A 24,632-nucleotide genomic window follows, 5' to 3' on the forward strand; every position below is an offset into this window, starting at 1 on the left:
AAAGATATACTGAATATGTGGCATCTTTAATCATATTAGAATACTATGAAAAAGATGTAACAAGCACAGTTACATAAAAACTGATATTTTCATTGTAATCACAATGTAGTTTGAAGTCAAGGTATAAAGTCTCGAAATCAAGATAAAAAGTTTGTAAATTTTTCTGGAACGCATGCAGATGCAAATTTCATGATCAAAACCTATTCTTATTGAACAAAAAAACAGTCGATCTCGCAAGTAAAGAGTTTGTAAATGTGTCTCGTGAAAAAAAGATGAATGCCCCTAAGTCATCTGCTACAAGCATCTGTTCTCGGATTTCGTATATATAAGAGAAGGCAGGAGAGAGTGAGGGATAAGAGTGGGACGATCCTATGTTGCGATTGGAGATTCCTTAACAGTTGGGGTGGGGGCACGTTTATTTGGTGGAGGATTCGCTGAGCGGTATCGGTGGATGCTTGAAAAAAAGACACATACGCCAGTCGAGCTGTCTGTATATGCAAAGTCAGGGTTAACGACGGATCAGATTTTACAGCTGTTCAAACGATCTGATGTGAGGTGTGCGATTGCAGCAGCTGGCATCATCACCATCACAGGCTGTGGGAATGATCTTATTCAAGCTGTTCAGCAGTATGAAGAGGGTGAAGATGAAAAGAAACTGCTGCAAGCGACGTTGCATTGCCAAGCAAATTTCAGCAAGATGATTCAAGAAATTGCTCAGATTAAACGAGAACAGCATGCGCCCTATTGCGTGTATCTCATGAATTTATATAATCCTTTTCCGCAAATACCAATAGCGGGGCGCTGGCTTCAGCAGTACAATCATCAACTTCGCTTGCTTGCTGCAAATCCGCATGTGGAGGTTGTGGATGTGTACCGGGCGTTTGAAGGACATGAAACAGAGTACTTATCAATTGATCAATTTCATCCAAACCATAAAGGATATGAAGCAATGGCAAAAGCATTGTTTCAACAATCCTGTAAACAGCTGTAATCCATTGGGGTTGCAGTTTTTTTCACCCTTTTAAATGTAGGGAGGTTTCGATATGATAAAAGAAACAAAGACGAAAGAGGTGCGGGCATGGAGGGGATCAGTGCATATTTTCATGAAATGACAGGAACCGCTTATGAAGTGGGGAAACAACAGGCTGTCTGGCTAAAGGAGAACCCACTGCTAAAGACACAATATATTCGAACAGAACCAGCAAGTAAAGAGGCTGTGGAGGAAACGAAGCAACTCATACATCCCTATCTTCCCCAGTTAGATGAAGAGATTGCTGGGTTTTGTGATGAACTGCAATTAGATGAGCGCTATTTGAACTTTTTCTATTCATCTCACCTTCAGCCAGGCTGTTCTCATTGCGTGAGACAGGGGAATATGGCGACCGGTCAACAAACGGTCATGCTGCGTAACTATGATTTCTCTCCGATATTTGATGATATGCGTCTTGTGACGACACATGTGAAAGGCTCGGCATATCATACAGGCTCGTCACTGCTCTTGTTTGGCAGATCTGATGGGATGAATGCGCACGGTCTTTCTGTGACCTTCTCTGCTTGCGGTCCGCCGATTGGTAATGAACCCGGTTTAAAGCCTCCAGCAATTGCTGGTTTGCAAGTGTATCATGTCATTCGCTCTGTTTTGGAATACTGCAAAACGGTCGAGGAAGCTATTTGTTCTATTCAGGAAATGCCCGTTGCCTCAAATGTTCATATCATGCTTGCCGATCGAAAAGGAGAGGCGGCTGTGATTGAAATCATTGATGGTCGAAAAATAGTGAGAAGACCGGAAGCAGGTTATATTGCAGCCACAAATCATCCGATTGCTGATCAAACAGCAAAAGGGATGACGAAACATCATTCTGTCGTCAGATATGACCTGTTAATAGAGGCTTTAAATGAACAACAAACAAGTGATTCTCTTGTGAAGCTGTTTCAGACAGAATATCCTGCTGGTCTGACTGTGCACAATTATGAGGAGCTGTTTGGAACGATGCGAACCGTCATCTTCCGTCCGGAAGAAGGCACCATCGATTATTGCTTTGGCTCCCCAGTATACAATCCGACTTATTCTTTAAAAGCTGGAGGTTCACTGCCTTTTCATGAACAAAAGGTTCAATTTCATCAAGTAGATTACGGACCGTCATTTTGGAGAAGTGTCTAATGAACCCGTGTATTTAATTTTGTCACAGCCATTGTGCCAAAAACAGATCAACTTAAGATTGCATCGTTTGATGAAAGCGTTTTATATTAAAGTGTGACAATAGACCTATTTTTTACAGAGGGAGGCATTTCATGTACATAACGGCACGAGAGCAGAAGATCATCAAATACATCATTCAGCAAAATCGTTATGTCACCATCCGTGAGATAGCCGATTCTGTTCAGGTGAGTACAAGAACGATTCATAGAGAACTAAAATCCATTAAACCTATATTAAAGAATTATGATCTTTCACTGGATAAACAGCCGGGCAGAGGCTTAAAGGCAGTTGGTGAACAGGATGATAAACAGCGGCTTCTTGCTCATATATCAAATGAGGATCAAATTGAATACAGCTCTGATGAACGAAAGCTCCTCATCCTATGTGCGCTGCTTGAAGTAAAGGAACCGGTGAAATTATATACACTAGCAGCCGATTTGCAGGTCACAAATGCGACCATCAGCTACGATTTAGATGAACTAACAGATTGGATTGCGCCTTACGGTTTGCAGCTGATCCGAAAGCGCGGGTACGGTATTGAATTAAAAGGACCAGAGGAAGCCAAACGAAAGATCGTCGGCAACCTCATTGTCGACCGGCTCGATATTCAATTATTTTTAGAAACAATTGAAATGAATATCAAGCATCGAACGAAAGCGACGGAAAAGGTGTTTGGCGTTGTCAGCAGAGGACAGCTGCTCAAAGTAGAAAGACTGCTCTTTCATTTGAAAAATCGACTGTCACTCTCCCTATCTGATAGCGCCTATATTGCACTTGTCGTTCACTTAACCTATGCCATCGAACGAATTCAGCTTGGCGAAACCATTCGAATGGAAGAGGAAGAGCTGCTTGACCTAAAGCGGACGAAAGAATTTGAATCATCACTGCGAATTGCAAGAGCATTAGAACGCATGTTTAATGTGGAGATTCCTGAAGCAGAGGTCGGGTATATGACGATCCATCTGCGCAGTGCGAATCGTAGCTTTGGGGCAGAATACCGTATTGATGAGATTGAATTGGATATAGCGCTCAGAACGAAGAAACTCATTGATTTTATTTCTAATAAAACGGGCTACCATTTAAATGAGAATGATTCATTATACGAGGGACTCGTGTCTCATCTCGAACCTGCGATGAACCGTTTAAAGGAAAAGATGAGAATCTATAATCCACTGACACAACAAATTAAAAAGGACTACTTTTTGCTGTTTATGGCGATTGAAGAAGGAGTCGAGCGTTTCTTTCCTGAGATTGAATTTCCAGAGGATGAAATTGCGTTTATTGTGCTTCACTTTGGCTCCGTGCTTGAAATCAAAAAAGAAGAAACAAACATTCATGCATTGGTCGTGTGCTCAAGTGGCATCGGTTCCTCCAAAATGCTCGCCTCTCGTTTAAAAAAAGAATTGCCAGAAATCGCCGAGTTCGACCTTTCTTCCTTGATGGAGCTAAAAAAAATCGACTCATCAAGCTATGACATGATCGTCTCGACGGTTCCTATCCCATATGATCATATCGATTACATCATGGTCAGCCCGCTACTAAACGAAGATGACGCTATGCGTGTGAAGGCTCATATTAAACGAAAGATCCCTTATATAATCGAGAAAAAAAGGACGAAAGAAGCTGTCAAAAACTCGGTACAAGAATCGGTAGATATGATGGCGGTTGCAGAGCAGGTGACGAATTATATGGCTGTGATTCGCAGCATTCTGTCCCATTTTACAATAGAAAATAGGGAGACGATGCCGCAGCATGAGGCAACTATTAGGCAGCTGCTTCGTCAGCTTGAAGAAGAAGGGTCTATTACACATGCGGATGATGTGGCGAGTGGCTTACTGGAACGTGAACAGCAAGGTGGTTTGGGTATTCCTGGTACCGAGTTTGCTCTTTTTCATTTAAAACATGAATTCATCAAGGAACCGATTTTTCATATCTATGATCTTGATGAGGCATACGAGGTCAAAAGTATGGACGGCGGGCAGCAACTGATGTCTCGAATGCTCATGATGCTGGCGCCGCAAGAGCTTGGCAAGGAAGGATCTGAAATGTTTAGTCTGATCAGCTCATCCATCATTGAAAGTGAAGAAAGCATGGTGCTTTACGGGCATGGATCAAAGAAAGAGATTGAACAGAAATTGCATCAGCTGTTCTATCAATTTGTAAAAGAGGCAAAATGGTAAGAAAAAAAGCCGAGAGCTTATTCGCTTCTCGGCTTTTTGGCTGTGACACAGACAGCAAGTGTTGGACGAATCTCCTCATACTCAACAGAAAAATGGTCAAACCCGGCAAACTGTAAGTCATTCAAGATGGTATCACCCATCTCCTTTGTCCGGCTGGCGTCAGCACCTTTTTCTCTTGGCTGCATCACAATAACAAGTTTCCCGCCTGGTTTCAACGTATGATAAAGGTTGAGTAAGCCAGTCTTTGGATCATCCCAAATCGTAAAATTATTGACAGGCAGCACTTTGTCATACTGCTCTCCCGGCAAACGTGTTTTCTCAATTTTCCCGACATACAGCCGGACTTGTTTGTCTTTTGAACGTTTGTTGACGCGGGATTTTGCTTGCTCCTGCATGGTGGAGGAAGCATCTAGCCCATCTATGTGAAGATCTTCATAATGCTTAAGCATATGCTTGATGCTGTAGCCGGGACCATAGCCTATTTCCAAAATATTTTCACCATCTGACAGATCTAAATGCTGGATCGCCCACTGATTCAGTGCTTTATTTTCATTTGCCATAATGAAACCTGCGATGCTTCCGAGCCAGCCTTTTGGTCTGCTAAAGGTTTTCGAAATGGTTGACAGCATTTGAGAACGCTCCTTTTTTATGTTCATGTAACCGATTTCCCCCATCTTCAAACATGTCAGTTTTCAAAACGCATTTAAGCCGTATAAGGATGTTTGAGTGAAAAAATGAGGTGGTAATGAAAGGATACATCAACAAATCAAGGAGGAGCTTACACATGGATTTACGTGAATACTTAACAAATGGCATTCCGCGCCAAACACAGGATCAGCAGCCAGGCAGTGAAAGGGAAATGAATCCTGCGCCGATCTTTGAGGATGAATCATATCAAGGGTCTGGCAAACTCAAAGGGAAAGTCGCACTGATTACAGGTGGAGATAGTGGAATTGGACGTGCTGTATCTGTTGCTTATGCAAAAGAAGGAGCACACGTCGCCATTGTGTACTTAAATGAACATAAGGATGCAGAGGATACGCAAAAACGTGTAGAACAGGAAGGCGTCAAATGCTTAACGATTGCAGGGGATGTCGGTGACGAAGCCTTTTGCGAGAAAGCGGTAGAAAAAACAGTTGAAGCCTTTGGACAGCTGGACATTTTAGTGAATAATGCGGCTGAACAGCATCCGAAAGAACGTATTCAGGATATTTCTAGTGAACAGCTTCATCAAACCTTTAAAACCAACTTCTATTCCTATTTTTATTTTACGAAGAAGGCACTCGATTACTTAAAACCGGGAAGTTCCATTATTAACACAACATCCATTAACCCATATCGAGGCAACAAAGTGCTGATTGATTATACGGCGACAAAAGGGGCCATCAACGGCTTTACGCGTTCTATGGCACAGTCGCTTGTGGAAGAGGGGATTCGGGTGAACGGTGTAGCGCCAGGTCCGATTTGGACGCCGCTCATTCCATCTACATTTGATGAGGATAGTGTAGAAAGCTTCGGGTCTGAAACCCCCATGGGAAGACCAGGACAGCCTGTAGAGCATGTTGGCTGCTATGTGCTGCTTGCTTCTGACGAATCGTCTTATATGACAGGACAAACCCTTCATGTCAATGGCGGTTCCTTTATGAATACATGATAAATAACGACACCGCCCGGCTTTGATTGGGCGGTGTTTAGTATTTCTTCCGATTCTTCTGTACAGATGTGACAGACCATATAATAATGCCCACAACAATTGCTGCAATCACAAGTGAACTCAAATGGAACATCGTTGCATGATGCATGTTCAACTTCTCCCTTCAGTGTGCCTGTTTTCTATAGCATCAGCCAGAAGAACGCTTTTTATGAAAAACACATTTCTTTGTTTAACGAATGGATTGTCGTGGAAACCTAAGAGTACGGATGAAATTTTGAAGGAGTGAAACGATATGTCACAAGAAGAATTAAAGCAAAAGGTTCTCAACCTATTAGACGAACAAAAGGTCGGAACACTTGCGACCGTTGAACAGGATAAGCCGCATACCCGCTATATGACTTTTTTCCATGAAGGGCTGACATTATATACGCCAACAAGCAAAGAGACACATAAAGCTGACGAAATTGAAAAAAACCCGAATGTCCATATTCTCATCGGATATTCAGGTGAGGGTTTCGGTGACACGTATGCAGAAATCGCAGGTACCGCCACATTATCCGATGATCCAGAACTGATCGACCGCCTATGGTCTGACGAGATGGAGAAGTGGTTTAAAGGAAAAGATGATCCAAACCTAGTGATTCTGAAGATTGACCCAACCTCCATTCGTTACATGAATGAAGGAAGCCGTACTCCAGCAGAATTATCACTTTAGCACTTGCGTAAGCAGGGGGAATGTGTTATAGTTTTATATTAAGTGTTGAAATAAGCAAATAAATAAAGAAAGTAAACTTTCTTTTTTCTATGACATAATGAGAAGCAATAGAGCTTCTACTTGATAAGAACGAGACGCTTTCAAAGCGAACAAACTTATTCTTTTCCTTCTGCACCCGCCCCCTATAAAAGCGGAAGAATGGAAAAAAGACGTTTTGATTTACAATTCACACTGGCGCGGCTTCGGAGCCGTAAGGACGAATGAGAGGTAGGGCTTTCGTTGTCTTGTTATCCAGAACTTCCATGGCGTTTACTTTCAAACGTAGGTTCACTCGGAACACATATGACACACTGATATGATCGAATCTTAATTCATACACTCCGTAACGGAGATCACACATTGATTATTTATTTGCATGAAAAGAGCAAGAAAAAGGCTGCCATCTATTTGGCAGCCTTTTTGATTGGGTTCCACAATAAAATCCCGAAACCAATCAGTCCGAGAACAGGAAAGGTGAAAGTAGAAACCAAACGCATAACGTCCGCCTCAAAAGGCTTCGACATTAAAAATAGGCCAATGAATGAACAGATGACAACAGTGAATAAGGCGAGCTTCATCATCACTCACTTCGCCCCTTCTTCTGATACTGCCAAATTCTCCGAATAAAAAAGAACATCACCGCAAACAAAATAGAAAAGATGAACATGTCCAGCAGTGTCACGCCTTTATCTGGATGCACGATGCCGAACCAAATCCATTGCAGAACGAAAGAGATAGCAAAATAACTGATGGATTCTTTCATGATTTTCCCCTTTTCACGTGTTTTTTTGACCTTTTCGCCATATTAGCCAAATGAAGAAGGAACCAATCGCGCACGAGCACAAAGTGATAGGGGACAAGGTGTGCCAGCTAGTCAGCCCCTTTACAAAGCACATATAAAAAAAGAAAATGGTAATGGATACGAGCACCCATTGCTTGAACCAACGAGGAACACGTAGCCAAGCCGCTAGAATGATCGATGATAGCTTATCCAATGAGATAACTCCTTTTTTGAATCTGATTGGATTTTATCGCAAATAACCAAGTTTGTAAAATATGGATTTTAGAAGCTGGAATGGTATTCTTCTAGCGTGAAACATTCTCGCTGAACTGACGTATAAGATAAAGGATCTCATGAAAGGAAGCGATCAAGTGAAAAGAATACCAGTGATTTTCCTCAGATATATTGTCTTCTTTATTCCAGCGATCATTATTAGTGTCTTGGTGTGGAACCATTACCAAGATGATTTGTCCGCAGGGAAAGTAACAGAATATGACGTTAAACGAATGTTTACATTTGATGAAGGAAAACGAGTGGTGAGTGCTGTCTCAAAAGATCAGCAGCTCCATTTTGCAATGTATGATCCTCATACAGGAAAAAGAATCAGTGAATGGACGACAGCAAGCGATTCGTTTAATGAAATGCTGCCATCCATTCAAGGAAACAATCTCTTACTTGCTTTAAAAACTAAAGACGAGCAGCTGTTGATCGAGAAACTGTCTCCAAACGGAGAAAAGAAAGGGCTCGTAAAGCAAAACCTACAGATTCCCTCATTTTTAAAAACGAATACATATCAGTGGAATGGACGGCTCGTGTTTACAGGAGAAATGGAAGGCGCCGCTGCGGTCATCGGTGAGCTAAAGGATGGTCAATTTCATGTGCACAATCTCAACAAACTAAAGCTGCCAGCAAGACCCGTTTCTATCGATGCCGTCATGAATTCCTTTAGAGGGCAGACCCCGATTCCTATATTTGAATTGTCTTTGAAAAATGACCAGAAGGCGTATGTCAGCGGAATATCAAACGAGAAGGATCAGCTTGGGGTCTATGTCTCAAAAGACGCTGAACCGTTTAGCCTCATTGAAGATAAAGTGGAGCAGCAGCTAGAAAAAACGATCGGAACATCACAAAATTTTGCGGTCGCTGTCGAATCTAACTATCCAAAAAGAGCAAGGAAAGTGAATGCAGAGGGCAGGCTAGGAGAAGTCGTCCCAACGCCAAAACCGATTTATCAAACCTTTATCTACCAGCTTAATGAAGAAGAAGTTCTTCTTGCAGGCTCTACAGCAAAGGACGAAGCAAAGGGCAAACTGACTGGTTATATTTATAACCATCGTACGAATAAGGCGACGTCTGTCAGCAAGCTGATCCAGTCGTTCTCATATGAATCTTTACAAAGAGAAGAGCTCTCTTTCAATAAAGATGTGAAGAGTGATTGGCTCTATTATTCATTTGGCAATCAATTAACGGGTGCATTTGAGACGAAAAGCAAAGAATTAAAGGAATTTCCTTTGCAAAAAGTCATCTCAATCGAAAACGCAAGTCCTGCTCACAAAACGTCTGTTGACACCTTTATGCAATATGTCATGAAAGGCGGACCGCTCATCCTCAACTGGGCGATATGGCTGTTTATTCCCCTGCTGTTATTTGGACTAGCCATCTTCCTGCCGCCGATTTTGAGACTGGTGAGAAAGAACAAGATCAAGGACAGCGTCACATTAGAAGCCAATATTGTATCTGTCAAAGAAACGGGTACTTACATCAACGAACAGCCGCTTGTCAAAATGCAGCTTCAATTTCAATATGATGGGGAAAACATCGAGCAGGCGGTAAAAACGGTTGTATCCTATACCCAGATACCGCAGCCGGGTCAGCGTATCACCATTCTCTACAACCCGAAGAAGAAAAAAGCGATGCTCTTAAAAGAGGGGGACTTCTCACAGACAAGTGAGCCAAAGTTCATCAAAGGAGCTGTTTTAAGAAATATAGATTCATATGGAACCGTAGGACGAGGCACTGTCTTATCGCTTACATTTGAAGTAGATCAGAAAAGGTATACCATTCCGATGATTCAAGCCGCTGGTTATGAATTTAGAACAGGAGAAAAAGCCGACCTCGTCGACATCAGCGGTCAGTTGAAAATGGCAGCCTATGGCCATGAAGTGCGGAATCGACCGGGGAAAGATGTGACGTTAACAGGAACCATTCAGCGGGTGAAGCCATATCCAGTTACAATTCATGGACAGAAGCCGATCATGCTGGACGTGACGATTTCAAGCGGAGGACAGTCCATCACAAAAACGGTCAGCCAATTCATCCCTGATCATATGCAGGTTGCGCCAGGAACTCAAATCACGATGCAGACAAAAAAAGAAGAGTTTGATAGAGAAATGAGTCTCATGCAAGAGAAACAAGGAAGTGCAAAAGTGATTCATGTCGAGTTTGCCGAGGCAATTGGCAATCAGCCGCTAGCAATCATTCAGGTTGAGAGAGACGGCATGCGATATGAAGTGAAACAGCCAATCGATCCCATCACTAGCGTACTGCCTGGTGATGAATTATGGGTGGCATATGACGACATGACGCGTCAAGCAGCCATTGTCAAATATGCATCAATATAAAAAGAACAGAATGCTTTTGCGTGTAGAAAAAGGGCTAAAACGACATTCGTTTTAGCCCTTTTTGATTAAGCTTTTGTATCATACTGGCGGAGCACCTTATCATAGGCGAAGTTGCCGAAAGGAATAAAGGCCGCAAAAAAACCGGCGATCGACCATTTCAAATGCCAGCGAACTTTAAATGTCACATATGCCAAAATAAGCATATAGATCACGAACAATGCGCCATGAAGAGAGCCTACAATGGTGACGGCCATCGGAATATCCGCAAAATATTTCAGAGGCATGGCGATTAAAAGAAGGGTTAAAAGAGACATACCCTCAATAAAACCCGCCTGTCGAAGACGGCTGATACTTGTATGCATATACAAATCCTCCTGTATAAAAGCTAGTTTCTCATCTTCTAATATAAACGAAAGTACGTCTGTACATGCTGAAATCTACGAAAAATTCAAAATATGTTCATGTAATGCTTAAAAAATGGGAATGATGCTCCGTTTCTAGATTCTAAAGATTATTTGATTAAATGGATCGTGTTTATCCCTTTTATAAAAGAGGCGATTGGAATTGTTTTGTTTTTCATCATCTATACTTATTTGTCTAGGTTAAGAGAAAAAATTGTTAGTTACTTGTACTGCAAAGACTGTGAGCTATGCTTTAAGCCTCGAAATAATTCTACCAGATAAACACCTTTTTTAGTCCAGAGGTATTTTTGTGCCTAGGAAATTATATGGCTTTCTAATTTCTTATGCCGTATGACTTTCTGAATGCGTTTCAGTGTAGAGTAATTAGTGGTAGAAGAGTTTCTATTTCAAGTGTTGTTTGTACTCTGATTTCAGCTTCATTTCGAGTTCATGTTCTGTCATTAGAACCGCATCTCCACGTCTGCTATAATAAAAGGATGGATAGAAGAAAGAGATGTGAAATCTAGTGTCAAAAACAGTTGTATTAGCAGAGAAACCTTCAGTCGGACGTGATCTTGCGCGTGTGCTGAAGTGTCATAAAAAAGGAAATGGTTTTATAGAAGGAGATCAATACATTGTGACGTGGGCGCTTGGCCATTTAGTCACACTGGCTGATCCAGAAGGCTACGGAAAAGAATTTCAATCCTGGCGTTTAGAGGATTTACCGATCATTCCAGAGCCGCTTAAGCTTGTGGTAATGAAAAAGACAGGAAAACAATTTCAAGCAGTGAAAGCGCAGCTTACAAGAAAAGATGTCAAAGACATTGTCATCGCAACAGATGCTGGCCGTGAAGGGGAACTTGTCGCACGATGGATTCTTGAAAAAGCGCATGTGAAAAAGCCATTGAAACGACTATGGATTTCATCTGTCACGGACAAAGCCATCCAAGAAGGCTTCAAACGATTAAAAGATGGCAAAGAATACGATAACCTGTATCGCTCAGCCGTTGCACGAGCAGAGGCAGACTGGATTGTCGGCATCAACGCAACAAGAGCGCTGACAACGAAGTTCAATGCACAGCTTTCCTGCGGACGGGTACAAACACCAACGATTGCGATGATCGCCAAACGAGAAGAAGACATTCAGCAATTTCAGTCGAAGCCGTTCTACGGATTGACTGCACAAGTAGATGGACTGACTTTGACTTGGCAGGATGCCAAAACAAAGCAAAACCGCACATTCCAAGAGAATGTGATCAAAGAGCGCTTGGCCGCCTGCAAAGGAAAACCAGCAGTGGTGGACGCGTTGAAAAAAACAGCGAAAAAAGCTTTTGCACCGGGTCTGTACGATCTGACTGAATTACAGCGTGATGCGCATAAACGCTATGGTTTCTCCGCAAAAGAAACATTATCTACACTTCAGCGATTGTATGAACAGCATAAGCTTGTGACATATCCACGTACAGATTCACGATTTATTTCAGCGGATATCGTTCCGACATTAAAAGACCGATTAAAAGGAATGAACGTTAGACCATACGCGCAGCATGTGAACCGGATTTTACAATCAGGTGTGAAGGCACACAAAGGCTTCGTCAATGATGCCAAAGTGTCCGATCACCATGCGATCATTCCAACCGAGGAAGAGCTGTATCCAGGAGCATTAAGTGACAAAGAACGTAAATTATATGATCTCATTGCCAAACGATTCCTTGCTGTACTTATGAATCCTTTTGAGTATGAGGAAACAACGGTGTTCGCTAAAATAGGCAGTGAAACATTCACAGCAAAAGGAAAAACCGTGCAATCAGCCGGCTGGAAAGCCGTGTACGATGATTCCTATGAAGAAGAGGAATCAGCTGAGGCAGATCAACACTTGCCGCTGCTTTCAGAAGGACAGTCACTAGACGTACGCCAGCTGAAAGAAACAAGAGGAGAAACGAAACCTCCTGCACGTTTCAATGAAGCGACCCTATTATCTGCTATGGAGAACCCAGCGGCATTTATGCAGAACAAGGAAAAGGACTTAGTGAAAACCCTTGGTGAAACAGGAGGGCTAGGGACAGTAGCAACAAGAGCGGATATTATTGAAAAGCTGTTCAACAGCTTCTTAATTGAGAAAAAGGGCAAAGACATTTTCATCACATCAAAAGGGAAGCAACTGCTCTCTTTAGTGCCTGAGGACTTAAAGTCTCCTGCATTAACAGCCGAATGGGAACAAAAGCTTTCTAAAATCGCAAAAGGGCAATTGAAAGCTACTCAATTCATGCATGAAATGAAGTCGTATGCCAAACAAGCTGTATCTGAAATCAAACAGACGAACCAAACCTTTAAGCATGACAATGTCACTGGCACCCATTGTCCTGACTGCGGAAAGCTGATGCTGAAAGTGAATGGAAAACATGGAACGATGCTCGTTTGTCAGGACCGTGAATGCGGCCACCGTAAAAATGTGGCGAAGAAAACAAACGCCCGCTGCCCGAACTGTCATAAAAAGCTTGAGCTGCGCGGTGAAGGCGATGGTAAAATCTTTGCTTGTGTGTGCGGACATAGAGAAAAGCTGTCTGTCTTCGAAAAACGCAAATCGCAATCCAATCAAAAGAAAGCCAGTAAGCACGATGTGTCTAAATATATGAAGAAACAAAAGAATGTGGAAGAACCAATCAATAACGCATTAGCTGAACAATTAAAGAAACTAAAATTAGATCAATAGTTGTGTAAAAACCCGTGCGGGAACGCATGGGTTTTTCAATGTTATCAAGCATAATGGCATATTGTTTTTCTGAAAATGGGAATAAATATGCGAAAAGACTCGTAATTTGGTATAAAATATTTATTTAAATTTAAGCAGAAACGCTCTATAATAAATCGTTAGATACTAAGAGAACGGGGAGTTGAAAGGGACACGAATGTATACACGCATCCATCGCATGGCTATTGTTTTACTCATTGTCATTCTACTAGGCGGATGTACCTGGAAACAGCAAAAAGAATCATCAGATCCAGCATCGCCGCAACCTGTATTGCCAGGAGAATATTTTATGACTCACCACCTAATGACAGATCAAGGCTTGATTCGAACCTCTTTTGCAGAGCAGCACATCTACTTGTCTGAATCACTTGGACTTTGGATGGATTATCTTGTTCGAAAAAAAGATCCAAATTCTTTTGAAAAGCAATTTCATGTCCTGCAAGATCAATTTTTACTAGACCATCACCTTCTCAGCTGGCAAATCGAATCTGATCAAAAAAGTCAGGTCAATGCCTTAGTCGATGATTTACGTGTAATAGCAGCGCTTCAAAAAGCAGATCATTTATGGCAGAAGCCGGCGTATCAAAAAACAGCAAAAGATATCGCTCAATCGTTAAAAGACAAGAATATGTATAAAGGGATCTTGTCTGATTATTATGATGCAGCGGCAAATCGAACTTCACACACTATCACACTCTCATATATAGACCCAGCAGCAATCAAAGAATTGGTTTCCCTCCACATATTCACGAAACAAATGGCGAGTCATCAATTGGCCATTTTAAAACATGCACCGAGACAAAAAGGATTCTTTCCTAAATCCTATGACATAAAGAAAAAAGCCTATTCATTTGATCAAGAAATCAATATGATTGATCAACTCTACACAGCCTTTCATGCCGATCTTGCAAACGTTCATACGTCCGCCATCATGAAATGGCTTAAAACCACTTTTAAAGAAGAAGGAAAGCTGTACGGGAGATATAAGCTGGGCACATTGAAGCCATCTGTCACATATGAATCACCCTCTGTCTATGCACTCGTCATCTTATATGCTCTCAAACAAAATGAGTCGGAATTCGCAAAAGATGTTTATGAACGCATGAAGGAATTACAAATCAAAGATCCTCTCAAGCCTTATTACGGAGGATACATGAACGAAAAAGACACACACTCATTTGATAACTTATTGCCGCTGATTGCAGAAAGGGAGCTTCTTAATGAATCGGTTATTCAGTAACACGTATCGCTTGTACTACTCTCTGCTCCTCACGTTTGCAGGTCTTATTTTGTTTATGGGCTACCTCAACGTTCATGATGCGGAGAGCTATATGATCATCGCACTGACATTTGTTGTGTTAGGCTGCGGGATTTTATTTGGTATCCTACCAGCATTAATTTTCACCTTACTTATGTTGTTCTTTATAGGAAGCGCTATGTTCTTTACAGAGCTTGGTCATGAAAATCCTCTCTTTTCAAATCAAACATTGCAAGATGTAGTGATTTGGGGCGCAGCACTCCTTTTTTTCGCTATTTCAGCGGGAAACTTACATGAACGGATCAAAACGATGCGTCACACCATTGAGCAACAAAAACAAGCCATCAAACAATTCGTGGCGATTGACTCGACTACAGGATTTGACAATGCCGAGCGAATGAGGCTCGAGTTGTCAGAGGAAATGAAACGAGCAGAACGGTATAAACAGCCATTTGTCTTTATCCTTCTTCATATGCATTACGCAGCTGAATTCAAATCGTTATATGGAGAAAAAGAAATGCAGCATCTATTTCAGCAACTAAGTCTCAAGATTCGTGAAAGCGTAAGAGAAACGGATAAGAAATTCCGATTATCGGAAGAGCGAATGGGCTTGCTGCTTACTCACACGCCAGAAGAAAACGTGTCAGTCGTTCTTGATAAGCTGAAGGATAAACTACAGACACATGTCCTATTGAACGGTCGTGAAGTGACCTTGACATTTCATGTCTGTCATTTAACAAGCAGCTCGGATTATCGTACGCCAGAGCAATTTTTAGAAGAACTAGAAAACGAGATGATGATGAATGAACTTTAATTCTTTAATGAAATGCTGTTTGATGATCGCGCTTTTTTCGATTCTTTCGTTTCAACACATTGCTCCAGCCGATGCTCGTGTCACGCAGCCGAATACCTTGATCGTATATTCCACAGAATCAGGAGAAGTGACGCCAGCTGTTCATATGCTGGATCTACTCGCCGGTCATTTTTCAAAACAGACGACGATTGTATCCGATGAACATTTGGCTGAGAAGAGAATCAACGAATTTCAACAAGTCATTTATCTCGGTGAAATAAAGAGAACCTTGTCAAAGCAAACCGTTCGTGCGCTGAACGAATCACAGCATGTTATCGCCATTGGATACAATGCAGAACAGCTTCGCTCATTCTCTAAGCTTACTTTTCACAAACAAGATCATATTAGTCAAATGAAGCACACACATGATCCGACATACCGTCAGCTAGAGAGAAGTATTCGTGCGTTCACAGTTCAAGGGACGGACTTGAAAAGTGAATTTCTATTAAAGAAACATCAAGCTGATCTGCCATTTGTGATTCAAACAAAAGAAGGTGCGGCATATATCGGAATCTTAGATATCGTGCAGCACAACAAACTCCTTGCAGAAGTGCTAGAAAAATACATACCTTCTGCTATGCAAACGACGACAAAGTACGTCACGCTAGGAAACATCAGCCCAGCAACTGACGAGAAGAACCTGCTTGAACTTGGACAATTTATATCTGCACGGCATATTCCTTTTATGATCGCAGTGACACCTGTTTGGGTGGATCGAGCAACAGGGGATGAGGTCACACTCAGTGACCGCCCTCAGCTTGTCAATGTCCTAAAACAACTGCAAGGCAATGGAGCAAGTATTCTTCTTCATGGCTTTAGTCGTACGTATCGAACGGAGGAATCGGGTCAGGGCTTCGAGTTCTGGGATACAAAGTATGATCAGCCCATATCGTCAATTGACCCAAAAAAAGCCGAGAAGAAACAATTTGAAAGCCAATTTCCTAATAAAAAAGATTTTAATACGTATATCAAATCGAATCAGGCGCAAGAAATCGACTATACAGAAGAAAAACTGACAAAGGGCATCGAGCTTCTTGCGCAGCAAGGTCTATATCCTCTTGCCTTCGAGGTGCCGCATGATGCGATATCTCAACAAGGTTATGCAGTGATTTCAAGGCATATGTCTAGTCTATTTGGACAGGTACAGCTGTCAGACCGCACTTGGAAAATAGTCGGTGCCCCGCCGCTCATGACGGCTCCTGCTATGTTACATGGTATGACCTTGTACCCTCAGCAACCAATAGAGAGAGCGTCTAGCCAAGAAGGTCCAAATGTTGTAATTGAACAGACGATCCAATCCATACAGCATCTTCAATCAGCCGAAATCGGGCTATCCTATGATGTGGAATGGGGGATATCAGGGCTGCAGGATTTGTTAGATCAGATGGACGCAATCCCTTCTAGTGAATGGCTGAATGTAAAGAAAACAAAACAGACGGTCCAAACTGCCCATGTACGGATCAAAACATCAGGGAATGGACAGATTCAAGTAGAGCAATCCAACATAGCAGAAACAAAAACAGTCAAACGAAGCGGCATGGAAAATATGCTGCGTATTCTCACAGTCGTGGTGATGCTATTTATTGCGGCATTTGCTTTATATACATTGTATTTAAGACTAACAATGAAAAAACGAATTTTTAAGGAGAGAAAATTAGGTGGCTGATGTCTTATTTTATCTTTCATTAATACTGATTTGGATCATGCTCCTATACCATATGTTTCTCATGCAGGGCGGCTTTCAGCACTACCTTACCTATGAGAAAGTGCTGCCTGAGTGGACAAAACAAGCGAAAGAGCTGCCGACCGTCAGCATTTTGATTCCTGCTCATAATGAAGAAGTGGTCATTCGGCAGACATTAAAAGCGATGGTTCAGCTATCCTATCCTAAACATCTCCTTGAAATCATTGTGATTAATGACAATTCCTCTGATGGAACAGGAGATATTGTGCAATCATTCAGTGAGCAATATGATCATGTTCATATGATTGAAACGAAGCCGCCATTTGCAGGGAAAGGGAAATCCACTGCGCTGAATGAAGGCATGAAGGCTTCGACAGGAGAAGTGATTTGCGTATACGATGCAGATAACATGCCGGAACAAAAGGCTGTCTATCATTTGGTTCTTGGGTTACTGAATGACCCAAAAGCCGGCGCTGTTGTCGGGAAATTCAGGGTCATCAATGCAGCTAAAAATTTGCTGACCAAATTTATCAATATTGAGACCATCTGCTTCCAATGGATGGCACAGGGCGGCAGATGGAAGTGGTTCGGTATTGCGACAATACCAGGCACCAACTTTGCCATCCGCCGGCACATCTTAGAAGAGCTTGGTGGCTGGGACGTCCATGCTTTGGCTGAGGATACCGAACTAACGATCCGTGTCTATAACCTTGGGTACGTGATTCGATTTTTCCCAGCTGCAATCACATGGGAACAAGAGCCTGAGACATGGAAGGTCTGGTGGCGGCAAAGAACGCGCTGGGCTAGAGGGAATCAATATGTTGTCCTCAAATTTTTAAGGCAGTTTATGAAGCTGAAACGAAAACGAATGATTTTCGATTTGTTTTATTTCTTCTTTACGTATTTCTTATTTTTCTTCGGTGTTCTACTGTCAAATGGCATCTTTATTGTAAACCTATTTGTTGACCTTCACTTATCTGTAGGGGCTGTCGCACTGATCCTGTGGGGATTAGCCTTCTTTCTCTTTCTCACAGAGGTGATGATTACATTAAGTATTGAAAAAACAGAGCTGACTAAACAAAACATTCTCATTGTGGCTCTCATGTACTTTACCTATTCTCAAGTATGGATTGCACTTGTCGTGTATTCCTTATGCGTAGAGGCTAAAAGCCGGTTATTGAAACAAGAAGTGACATGGTACAAAACAGAGCGTTACGATCAACAACAAAAGAAAAGCGGGTGACAAATTGAAATCGGTCAAATGGATGATTTTTATAGTAGCTATATCCCTTGCCATTCAGCCTTTTTTCATGGCGGGTCAAGCAATGGCACAATCAAATCGAGTCCAAGTGAAAGACGATTGGATTCGCTCTTCAAAAGGACATCAAACAGAAGTGCAGCATTTATCAGAAGATGTGGTGACCTTGTATGGACAAGAAGGCAGCGCTGAATTTTCCTATCAAATAGAGCAAGAAAAAGTAGAGTCTAGCACTCTTACATTAAATATCGAAGCTTCACCATTACTCATTTCGCCATCTTCATTCACAGTGATGATTGATGGAGTGATTGAAAAGACGATCCCGGTATCAGGGAAAAACCAAAAAAAATCGATTCAGATCAAATTGAACAAAGCGCAGATGAAAAAAGGATCACATCAAATTCAGCTCGCATTTTATGGTGTGTTAAAAGAAGGTGTGTGTATCAATCAAGAGACACCTGCCAATTGGTTGAAAGTATATCCTGAAAGTGAGCTGGCGTTCAAAGGAACTCAAACGAAAGACGTAACGTTAGACAGCTTCCCGTCACCTTTTATTCAATCAGGTGATCAGAAAAAACAAACAGATATTGTGATTCCAAATGCACCGGAAGCCTCTGAATTAGAAGCAGCTATTAAGCTATACCGTACGTTGAAAAACAAAGACCGCCTAGCAGATCTCAAACTCGTTCAAGAAAAGGACCTCAAGCAAATTGCGCATCCAACCATTGCTGTGGGAGCAAAAGGAAGCTGGAGTGGACGAATGAAATCGATTGAGCAAGCTGCGGGCTTGAAAACAGAACACAATCAACTCACGTTAGCTGTGAGAACCGTGACAGCAAAGAAAAAAGAACAGCCCATTTTATTTGTCACTGCTAAGCAGGCAAAGACAATTGCTGAAAAAATGAATGTCCTAACTCAACCAGAACTGACGGATCAGCTCACTGGCACAGATTTGCTGCTACAAAAGGTGACAGCTAATACTTCTAAGCCATCGCACCATATTCGTTTAAAAGATTTTGGCGCAGATGATGTCACAGTTGGTACCAAAAAGACATCATCTGATCACTACTATTATGCGAAAGCATTGATCGGTTCACAAAAATCAGGTGAAAAACTAAATCTTTCATTTAAAAAATCGGAGCAAGCGAACAAAGCGGAACGTTTAACAGTGATGATCAATAACGAACCGCACGACGTACCGTTAACAAAACTAGGAAACAAAGATGAGAACGGATTCTATCATGTGTCGATTCCAGTCGATTCACAAGTACTTCAAAAGAACGAATATGTTGACTTGCAGTTTGTCACAACAGGTTTTAAAAACATGGAATCCTGCAGATATACAGATGAAGAAGGCTGGATTTACATTGATAAGAACAGCTCTCTTCAAATACCAGAAGGAACAACTAGTGATACACCAGACTTATCCGCATGGCCGATTCCTTACACTTCAGAAACGCAGCAAGAAAACACATTGATCATCATGCCAGACCAAATCAAGCAAGCAACGATCAATCAGATGGCGATGCTGACAGAATCATTTAGTCAGCCGGAAGCTGCTCACTATCATTTGATCAAAGCATCGAATGTAACAAATGAACAATTGAAAAAGAACTCTCTCATTTTCATCGGGGGTGTCCAGACATTCTCTCTTTTAAAAGAAAAAGCAGACGACCTCATCGTTCCGGTGAAAAAGGGTCAATATGACGTATCCTCATTTGGCATGATCAACGAAACAACGGCTCGTATTGTATGGACACAACCATCTGTATGGAATCAAGACCAAGCGATGACCGTTTTTGCAGGAATGAATGCAGCTGACGCTGATGTTTCAAATGAAATGATACGTTTTCTTCAAACAAATACGGAGACCGCAACAGTTGCAATAGAAAGCAAAAACAAAGAAATGTTCTCTAATCACCAAACAGTGAACAGCACAACGAATGATCTGAAAAAAGATAAAAAGCAAGGCGTCGGTGAGTCTTGGGTTTACTTTGCATGCATCGCTGTCTTGATCATTTTTGTGGTTGTAATGATTGTTTATCTCGTACGAAAAAACCGCAAAAAGACTGATTAATAAACGGTCAAAAGACCTCGAAAAAATCTCTTTACTTTGGTGTGAAACGGGAGTATGATCTCTTTTATAAAAGACCAATCGCTGAATCATTTCGATGAGCGGGGGAACCAATTGTGGTGTAAAGCACCACGTGGGGTGAATCCTTTTTAGGTAGGGCAAAGTCTCATGCGCCCGAATCCGTCAGCTAACCTCGTAAGCGTTAAAGAGAGCAAAGACCAACCTGTGATCTAAACAATAGACACAGGGGCATTCTATTGCCTCTGTGTCTTTTTGGCGATCCATCTTTTGTAACTTAAAATCGTTTGACACTGAAGGAGCGGGCACCACATGTACAGTTTGATGAAGCGTATTTTAATTGGTAAACCATTAAAATCACAGGCAGCAGGAGAACAAAAACTATCAAAAATCAAAGCGTTGGCATTATTGTCATCAGACGCATTATCATCAGTTGCATACGGTACAGAACAAATTTTGATTGTTCTTTCCGTCGTTAGTGCAGCAGCATTTTGGTACTCACTCCCGATTGCAGGTTGTGTATTAATTCTTTTAATGGCGTTAATTTTATCTTATCGCCAGATCATTTATGCTTATCCAGAAGGCGGAGGAGCTTATGTCGTCTCTAGCAGAAACTTAGGTGAAAAACCAGGACTGATCGCTGGCGGATCATTGCTTGTAGACTATATTTTGACTGTAGCAGTGAGCATTTCAGCGGGAACCGATGCCATCACATCGGCTTTTCCAGCACTATATCCATATCATGTTTTGATTTCCATTGTATTGGTCATCATCATTATGGTGCTCAACCTGCGTGGATTGACAGAATCAGCATCTATTTTGGCTTATCCTGTTTACTTGTTTGTATTCTCACTCCTTATATTAATTGGAGTCGGAGGCTTTAAATTGTTAACAGGCGGTGTACCGCCAGCACCTGAACATACAGCGATAGGCACACACGTACAAGGAATTACATTATTTTTGTTATTAAAAGCTTTTTCATCTGGCTGTTCTGCTCTGACTGGAGTAGAAGCCATTTCAAATACGATTCCATCCTTTAAAAAACCAGCTGCACAAAACGCAGCGAGAACATTGTTGATGATGGGTGGATTACTAGCTGTTTTATTTTTAGGTGTAACATTGCTTGCGTTTGGTTTCGGCATTTCACCAAAGCCAGAGGAAACGGTTATATCACAAATTGCCTCAGACACATTTGGACGTACATTTTTCTATTACGTCATTCAGGCAGTTACTGCTTTAATTTTGATATTAGCAGCAAATACCGGTTTTTCAGCCTTTCCATTATTGGCTGTCAATTTAGCAAAGGATAAATATATGCCGCGCATGTTTACTGTAAGAGGGGATCGGCTTGGTTACTCCAACGGCATTATCTTTTTAGGCGTAGCTTCCATGCTGCTCATCTGGTTGTTTGATGGGAAAACAGAACACCTCATCCCGTTATATGCTGTCGGTGTGTTCATTCCATTTACCCTCTCACAGACTGGTATGTGTGTGAAATGGATTCGAGAAAAACCACAGGGCTGGAAAACGAAAATGCCCATCAATATAGTGGGAGCGCTGATTTCTTTCACTGTTCTCATGATTCTTATTTTGACCAAGTTCCACCTAGTATGGCCAGTATTTATTTTTATGCCAATTGTTCTATTTATCTTCCATTCCATTAAAAAGCATTACATGTCTGTTGGAGAACAACTGCGTTTATTGAATGAAACAAAGCCTGTTGAGATTAAAGGAAATGTAGTCATCGTGCCGATAGCAGGTGTCACACGTGTCGTCGAACAATCTGTTCAATATGCAAAATCTTTATCAGAGCAGGTTATAGCAGTGCATGTATCCTTTGATAAAGAAAAGGATAAGAAAATTGAAGAAGATTGGGAAAAACTCAATAGTGGTGTACGGCTTGTGATGCTGCATTCGTCCTATCGAAGTCTCATTCATCCGCTAGATAAGTTTCTTGAGACTGTTGAGGCAAAAGCAAATGCCCATCAATATAAAGTGATGGTGCTCGTGCCTCAATTTATCCCGAAAAAAAGATGGCACACCATTTTGCATAATCAATCTGCCTTTTTATTAAGATTCCGCCTATTATGGAAGCGGGATATTGTGGTAGCGACCCTGCCCTATCATTTTAAAAAGTAGCAGGAGCAAGTTGAAACGTTTGATCAAAAGAATGCGGTGGTATGTAGTAAGAAAAAAGGAGTTTTCTCACATGCCGCAAAGAACCGCAGGAAAAGAAGTAACAGCGCTACTGGAAGAGTGGGGCGTGAAACATATTTATGGAATGCCCGGCGACAGCATAAACGAATTGATTGAAGAACTAAGGCATGAATCAAGCCAAATACAATTTATCCAAACGAGACATGAAGAAGTGGCGGCACTTTCATCGGCGGCTGATGCCAAGCTAACAGGTAAACTCGGTGTTTGCTTATCAATCGCAGGGCCGGGTGCTGTCCACTTATTAAATGGACTATACGATGCAAAAGCAGATGGTGCACCAGTTTTAGCGATTGCAGGCCAGGTTGCTTCGGCTGAAGTAGGCAGAGACGCGTTCCAAGAAATCAAATTAGAGCGGATGTTTGACGATGTTGCTGTCTTTAATCAGCAGGTACAAACAGCAGAAGCGCTTCCTGACTTATTGAATCAAGCCATAAAAGCAGCTTATACCCATAAAGGTGTGGCAGTTCTCACCGTATCGGATGACTTATTTTCTCAAAAAATTAAGCGGAAACCCGTTTATACATCTCCTCTTTATGTTGAGGGAGAAGTACGTCCGAAGAAAGATCAACTGTTAAAAGCAGCTCAGCTGATTAACGATGCGAAGAAGCCAGTCATCTTAGCAGGTAAAGGGTTAAGAAATGCAAAGGAAGAGCTTGTTTCGTTTGCAGAAAAGGCAGCTGCCCCTATCGTCATCACACTTCCTGCAAAAGGGGTTGTGCCAGACAGGCATCCATACTTTTTAGGTAACCTAGGTCAAATTGGAACGAAGCCAGCATATGAAGCGATGGAAGAATGCGATCTCTTAATTATGCTTGGAACCTCCTTTCCATATAGAGACTACTTACCGGAGGACACGCCAGCGATTCAGCTGGATATTAAACCAGATCAAATCGGTAAAAGATATCCGGTAGATGTGGGAATCGTGAGTGACAGCAAGAGTGGTTTGCATGAACTAACCTCTTACATTGAATATAAAGAGCAGCGTGGTTTTCTTGAAGCTTGTACAGAGCATATGATGAAGTGGCGAGAAGAAATGGATAAGGAAAAATCCGTTGCTACGTCACCGCTGAAACCACAGCAAGTTATTGCTAGATTAGAAGAAGCAGTCGAAGACGATGCCATTCTTTCAGTTGATGTTGGTAATGTGACGGTATGGATGGCACGTCATTTCGAAATGAGACAGCAGGATTTCATTATTTCCAGCTGGCTAGCCACAATGGGCTGTGGTTTACCCGGTGCGATTTCGGCTAAGTTAAATGAACCGAACCGGCAAGCCATTGCTGTCTGTGGTGACGGAGGCTTCACAATGGTCATGCAAGACTTTGTAACAGCAGTAAAATATAAACTGCCAATCGTTGTTGTGATTTTAAACAACAACAACCTGGGTATGATTGAATATGAACAACAGGTAAAAGGAAACATCAACTATGGTATAGAGCTGGAGGATATTGATTTTGCTAAGTTTGCAGAAGCGTGTGGCGGCAAAGGAATCTCCGTGTCATCACATGAAGAACTAGCTCCAGCCTTTGATACAGCACTTCAATCGGATAAACCAGTCATTATTGATGTCGCTGTCGCCAATGAACCCCCGTTACCTGGGAAAATCACGTACACCCAAGCAGCAGGCTTCAGTAAATATTTATTGAAAAAATTCTTTGAAAAAGGTGAACTGGATATCCCTCCACTCAAGAAAAGCCTCAAACGCTTTTTCTAAAACAAATGTAGTCGGTCTTCTGAAAAGAAGGCTGACTTTTTTTGTGATGATCTTCAGAAATCATTTCAATTGTCACTTGCTTTAATCTCTATCAAAATATTTAGAAATTATTTTTGGAACTTAAAGCCTATTTTTCCAATTCGTTGAGAAAGGTAAAATAGACTTTATGATCAATAATGGAGGGAGTGACTTCTTCTGGGCAAGATACTTGAT

The 24,632-nt window shown here is 41.7% G+C and carries 18 protein-coding genes and 1 riboswitch; of the genes, 14 read left to right on the forward strand and 4 right to left on the reverse strand.

Annotation, left to right across the window (positions count from 1 at the left end; all coding sequences use genetic code 11):
- Positions 1-358 precede the first annotated feature (358 nt).
- From C5695_RS02270 to C5695_RS02280, 3 genes are all read left to right on the forward strand, one after another.
- Positions 359-991: a GDSL-type esterase/lipase family protein gene (locus C5695_RS02270; protein ID WP_117728806.1), complete on the forward strand. Its 633-nt coding sequence runs from the start codon at positions 359-361 to the stop codon at positions 989-991.
- 87 nt (positions 992-1,078) lie between these two features.
- Positions 1,079-2,161 carry a C45 family autoproteolytic acyltransferase/hydrolase gene (locus C5695_RS02275; protein WP_117728808.1) on the forward strand — a complete coding sequence of 361 codons (1,083 nt, stop codon included), beginning with the start codon at positions 1,079-1,081 and terminating at the stop codon, positions 2,159-2,161.
- A gap of 131 nt (positions 2,162-2,292) precedes the next feature.
- Positions 2,293-4,380 carry a BglG family transcription antiterminator gene (locus tag C5695_RS02280; RefSeq protein WP_117728810.1) on the forward strand — a complete coding sequence of 696 codons (2,088 nt, stop codon included), beginning with the start codon at positions 2,293-2,295 and terminating at the stop codon, positions 4,378-4,380.
- Between the two features lie 17 nt (positions 4,381-4,397).
- Here the strand turns inward: C5695_RS02280 and C5695_RS02285 are convergent, their stop codons facing one another.
- On the reverse strand, positions 4,398-5,036 hold the full coding sequence (locus tag C5695_RS02285; RefSeq protein ID WP_233230786.1) for a class I SAM-dependent methyltransferase: 639 nt from the start codon (positions 5,034-5,036) through the stop codon (positions 4,398-4,400).
- A 128-nt stretch (positions 5,037-5,164) separates the two neighbouring features.
- Between C5695_RS02285 and C5695_RS02290 the strand changes: the two genes are divergently transcribed.
- Positions 5,165-6,034 carry an SDR family oxidoreductase gene (locus C5695_RS02290; protein ID WP_117728813.1) on the forward strand — a complete coding sequence of 290 codons (870 nt, stop codon included), beginning with the start codon at positions 5,165-5,167 and terminating at the stop codon, positions 6,032-6,034.
- 292 nt (positions 6,035-6,326) lie between these two features.
- Complete coding sequence (locus tag C5695_RS02295) at positions 6,327-6,749, forward strand: pyridoxamine 5'-phosphate oxidase family protein (protein ID WP_117728815.1); 423 nt, start codon at positions 6,327-6,329, stop codon at positions 6,747-6,749.
- 443 nt (positions 6,750-7,192) lie between these two features.
- Here C5695_RS02295 and C5695_RS02300 read toward each other — a convergent pair whose 3' ends face one another.
- Positions 7,193-7,372: a hypothetical protein gene (locus tag C5695_RS02300; RefSeq protein WP_125482350.1), complete on the reverse strand. Its 180-nt coding sequence runs from the start codon at positions 7,370-7,372 to the stop codon at positions 7,193-7,195.
- Positions 7,369-7,551, reverse strand: a complete 183-nt coding sequence (locus C5695_RS02305) for a FeoB-associated Cys-rich membrane protein (RefSeq protein ID WP_117728817.1) — start codon at positions 7,549-7,551, stop codon at positions 7,369-7,371. The genes C5695_RS02300 and C5695_RS02305 overlap by 4 nt, the downstream gene beginning before the upstream one ends.
- 389 nt (positions 7,552-7,940) lie before the next feature.
- Here C5695_RS02305 and C5695_RS02315 point away from each other — a divergent pair, with 389 nt between their 5' ends.
- Complete coding sequence (locus tag C5695_RS02315; protein WP_233230787.1) at positions 7,941-10,190, forward strand: DUF3592 domain-containing protein; 2,250 nt, start codon at positions 7,941-7,943, stop codon at positions 10,188-10,190.
- 65 nt (positions 10,191-10,255) lie between these two features.
- Here the strand turns inward: C5695_RS02315 and C5695_RS02320 are convergent, their stop codons facing one another.
- A complete protein-coding gene (locus C5695_RS02320) occupies positions 10,256-10,552 on the reverse strand; it encodes a DUF3817 domain-containing protein (RefSeq protein WP_008347156.1) in 297 nt (98 codons plus the stop codon).
- Between the two features lie 565 nt (positions 10,553-11,117).
- Here C5695_RS02320 and C5695_RS02325 point away from each other — a divergent pair.
- The 8 genes from C5695_RS02325 (at position 11,118) to C5695_RS02360 (ending at position 24,419) form a co-directional block, all read left to right on the forward strand.
- Positions 11,118-13,304, forward strand: a complete 2,187-nt coding sequence (locus C5695_RS02325; RefSeq protein WP_117728823.1) for a DNA topoisomerase III — start codon at positions 11,118-11,120, stop codon at positions 13,302-13,304.
- 196 nt (positions 13,305-13,500) lie between these two features.
- Positions 13,501-14,583 (forward strand): glycosyl hydrolase family 8, encoded by a 1,083-nt coding sequence (locus C5695_RS02330; RefSeq protein ID WP_117732981.1) that lies wholly within the window; start codon positions 13,501-13,503, stop codon positions 14,581-14,583.
- Positions 14,564-15,415 (forward strand): GGDEF domain-containing protein, encoded by an 852-nt coding sequence (locus C5695_RS02335; protein WP_117728825.1) that lies wholly within the window; start codon positions 14,564-14,566, stop codon positions 15,413-15,415. Before C5695_RS02330 ends, C5695_RS02335 begins: the two co-directional genes overlap by 20 nt.
- Entirely contained in the window at positions 15,405-17,120 is a 1,716-nt protein-coding gene (locus C5695_RS02340; protein ID WP_117728827.1) for a DUF2334 domain-containing protein, read from the forward strand. The genes C5695_RS02335 and C5695_RS02340 overlap by 11 nt, the downstream gene beginning before the upstream one ends.
- 37 nt (positions 17,121-17,157) lie before the next feature.
- On the forward strand, positions 17,158-18,381 hold the full coding sequence (locus tag C5695_RS02345; RefSeq protein ID WP_410369222.1) for a glycosyltransferase family 2 protein: 1,224 nt from the start codon (positions 17,158-17,160) through the stop codon (positions 18,379-18,381).
- 4 nt (positions 18,382-18,385) lie between these two features.
- Positions 18,386-20,473 (forward strand): cellulose biosynthesis cyclic di-GMP-binding regulatory protein BcsB, encoded by a 2,088-nt coding sequence (locus C5695_RS02350; RefSeq protein ID WP_117728832.1) that lies wholly within the window; start codon positions 18,386-18,388, stop codon positions 20,471-20,473.
- 69 nt (positions 20,474-20,542) lie between these two features.
- Positions 20,543-20,687, forward strand: a riboswitch (cyclic di-AMP (ydaO/yuaA leader).
- 113 nt (positions 20,688-20,800) lie between these two features.
- Entirely contained in the window at positions 20,801-22,627 is a 1,827-nt protein-coding gene (locus C5695_RS02355) for an APC family permease (protein WP_117728834.1), read from the forward strand.
- A gap of 70 nt (positions 22,628-22,697) precedes the next feature.
- On the forward strand, positions 22,698-24,419 hold the full coding sequence (locus C5695_RS02360; protein WP_117728836.1) for a pyruvate oxidase: 1,722 nt from the start codon (positions 22,698-22,700) through the stop codon (positions 24,417-24,419).
- Positions 24,420-24,632 lie beyond the last annotated feature (213 nt).

It is taken from the genome of Bacillus pumilus, assembly GCF_003431975.1.
Classification (GTDB): Bacteria; Bacillota; Bacilli; order Bacillales; family Bacillaceae; genus Bacillus; species Bacillus pumilus_N.

Excerpts from the sequence above, each read along its gene's own strand:
- C5695_RS02275 (WP_117728808.1), top strand. The coding sequence starts at position 1,079 with ATGGAGGGGATCAGTGCATATTTTCATGAAATGACAGGAACCGCTTAT.
- C5695_RS02280 (WP_117728810.1), top strand. The coding sequence starts at position 2,293 with ATGTACATAACGGCACGAGAGCAGAAGATCATCAAATACATCATTCAG.
- C5695_RS02285 (WP_233230786.1), bottom strand. The coding sequence starts at position 5,036 with ATGAACATAAAAAAGGAGCGTTCTCAAATGCTGTCAACCATTTCGAAA.
- C5695_RS02290 (WP_117728813.1), top strand. The coding sequence starts at position 5,165 with ATGGATTTACGTGAATACTTAACAAATGGCATTCCGCGCCAAACACAG.
- C5695_RS02295 (WP_117728815.1), top strand. The coding sequence starts at position 6,327 with ATGTCACAAGAAGAATTAAAGCAAAAGGTTCTCAACCTATTAGACGAA.
- C5695_RS02305 (WP_117728817.1), bottom strand. The coding sequence starts at position 7,551 with ATGAAAGAATCCATCAGTTATTTTGCTATCTCTTTCGTTCTGCAATGG.
- C5695_RS02320 (WP_008347156.1), bottom strand. The coding sequence starts at position 10,552 with ATGCATACAAGTATCAGCCGTCTTCGACAGGCGGGTTTTATTGAGGGT.
- C5695_RS02330 (WP_117732981.1), top strand. The coding sequence starts at position 13,501 with ATGTATACACGCATCCATCGCATGGCTATTGTTTTACTCATTGTCATT.
- C5695_RS02335 (WP_117728825.1), top strand. The coding sequence starts at position 14,564 with ATGAATCGGTTATTCAGTAACACGTATCGCTTGTACTACTCTCTGCTC.
- C5695_RS02340 (WP_117728827.1), top strand. The coding sequence starts at position 15,405 with ATGAACTTTAATTCTTTAATGAAATGCTGTTTGATGATCGCGCTTTTT.
- C5695_RS02345 (WP_410369222.1), top strand. The coding sequence starts at position 17,158 with ATGCTCCTATACCATATGTTTCTCATGCAGGGCGGCTTTCAGCACTAC.
- C5695_RS02355 (WP_117728834.1), top strand. The coding sequence starts at position 20,801 with ATGTACAGTTTGATGAAGCGTATTTTAATTGGTAAACCATTAAAATCA.
- C5695_RS02360 (WP_117728836.1), top strand. The coding sequence starts at position 22,698 with ATGCCGCAAAGAACCGCAGGAAAAGAAGTAACAGCGCTACTGGAAGAG.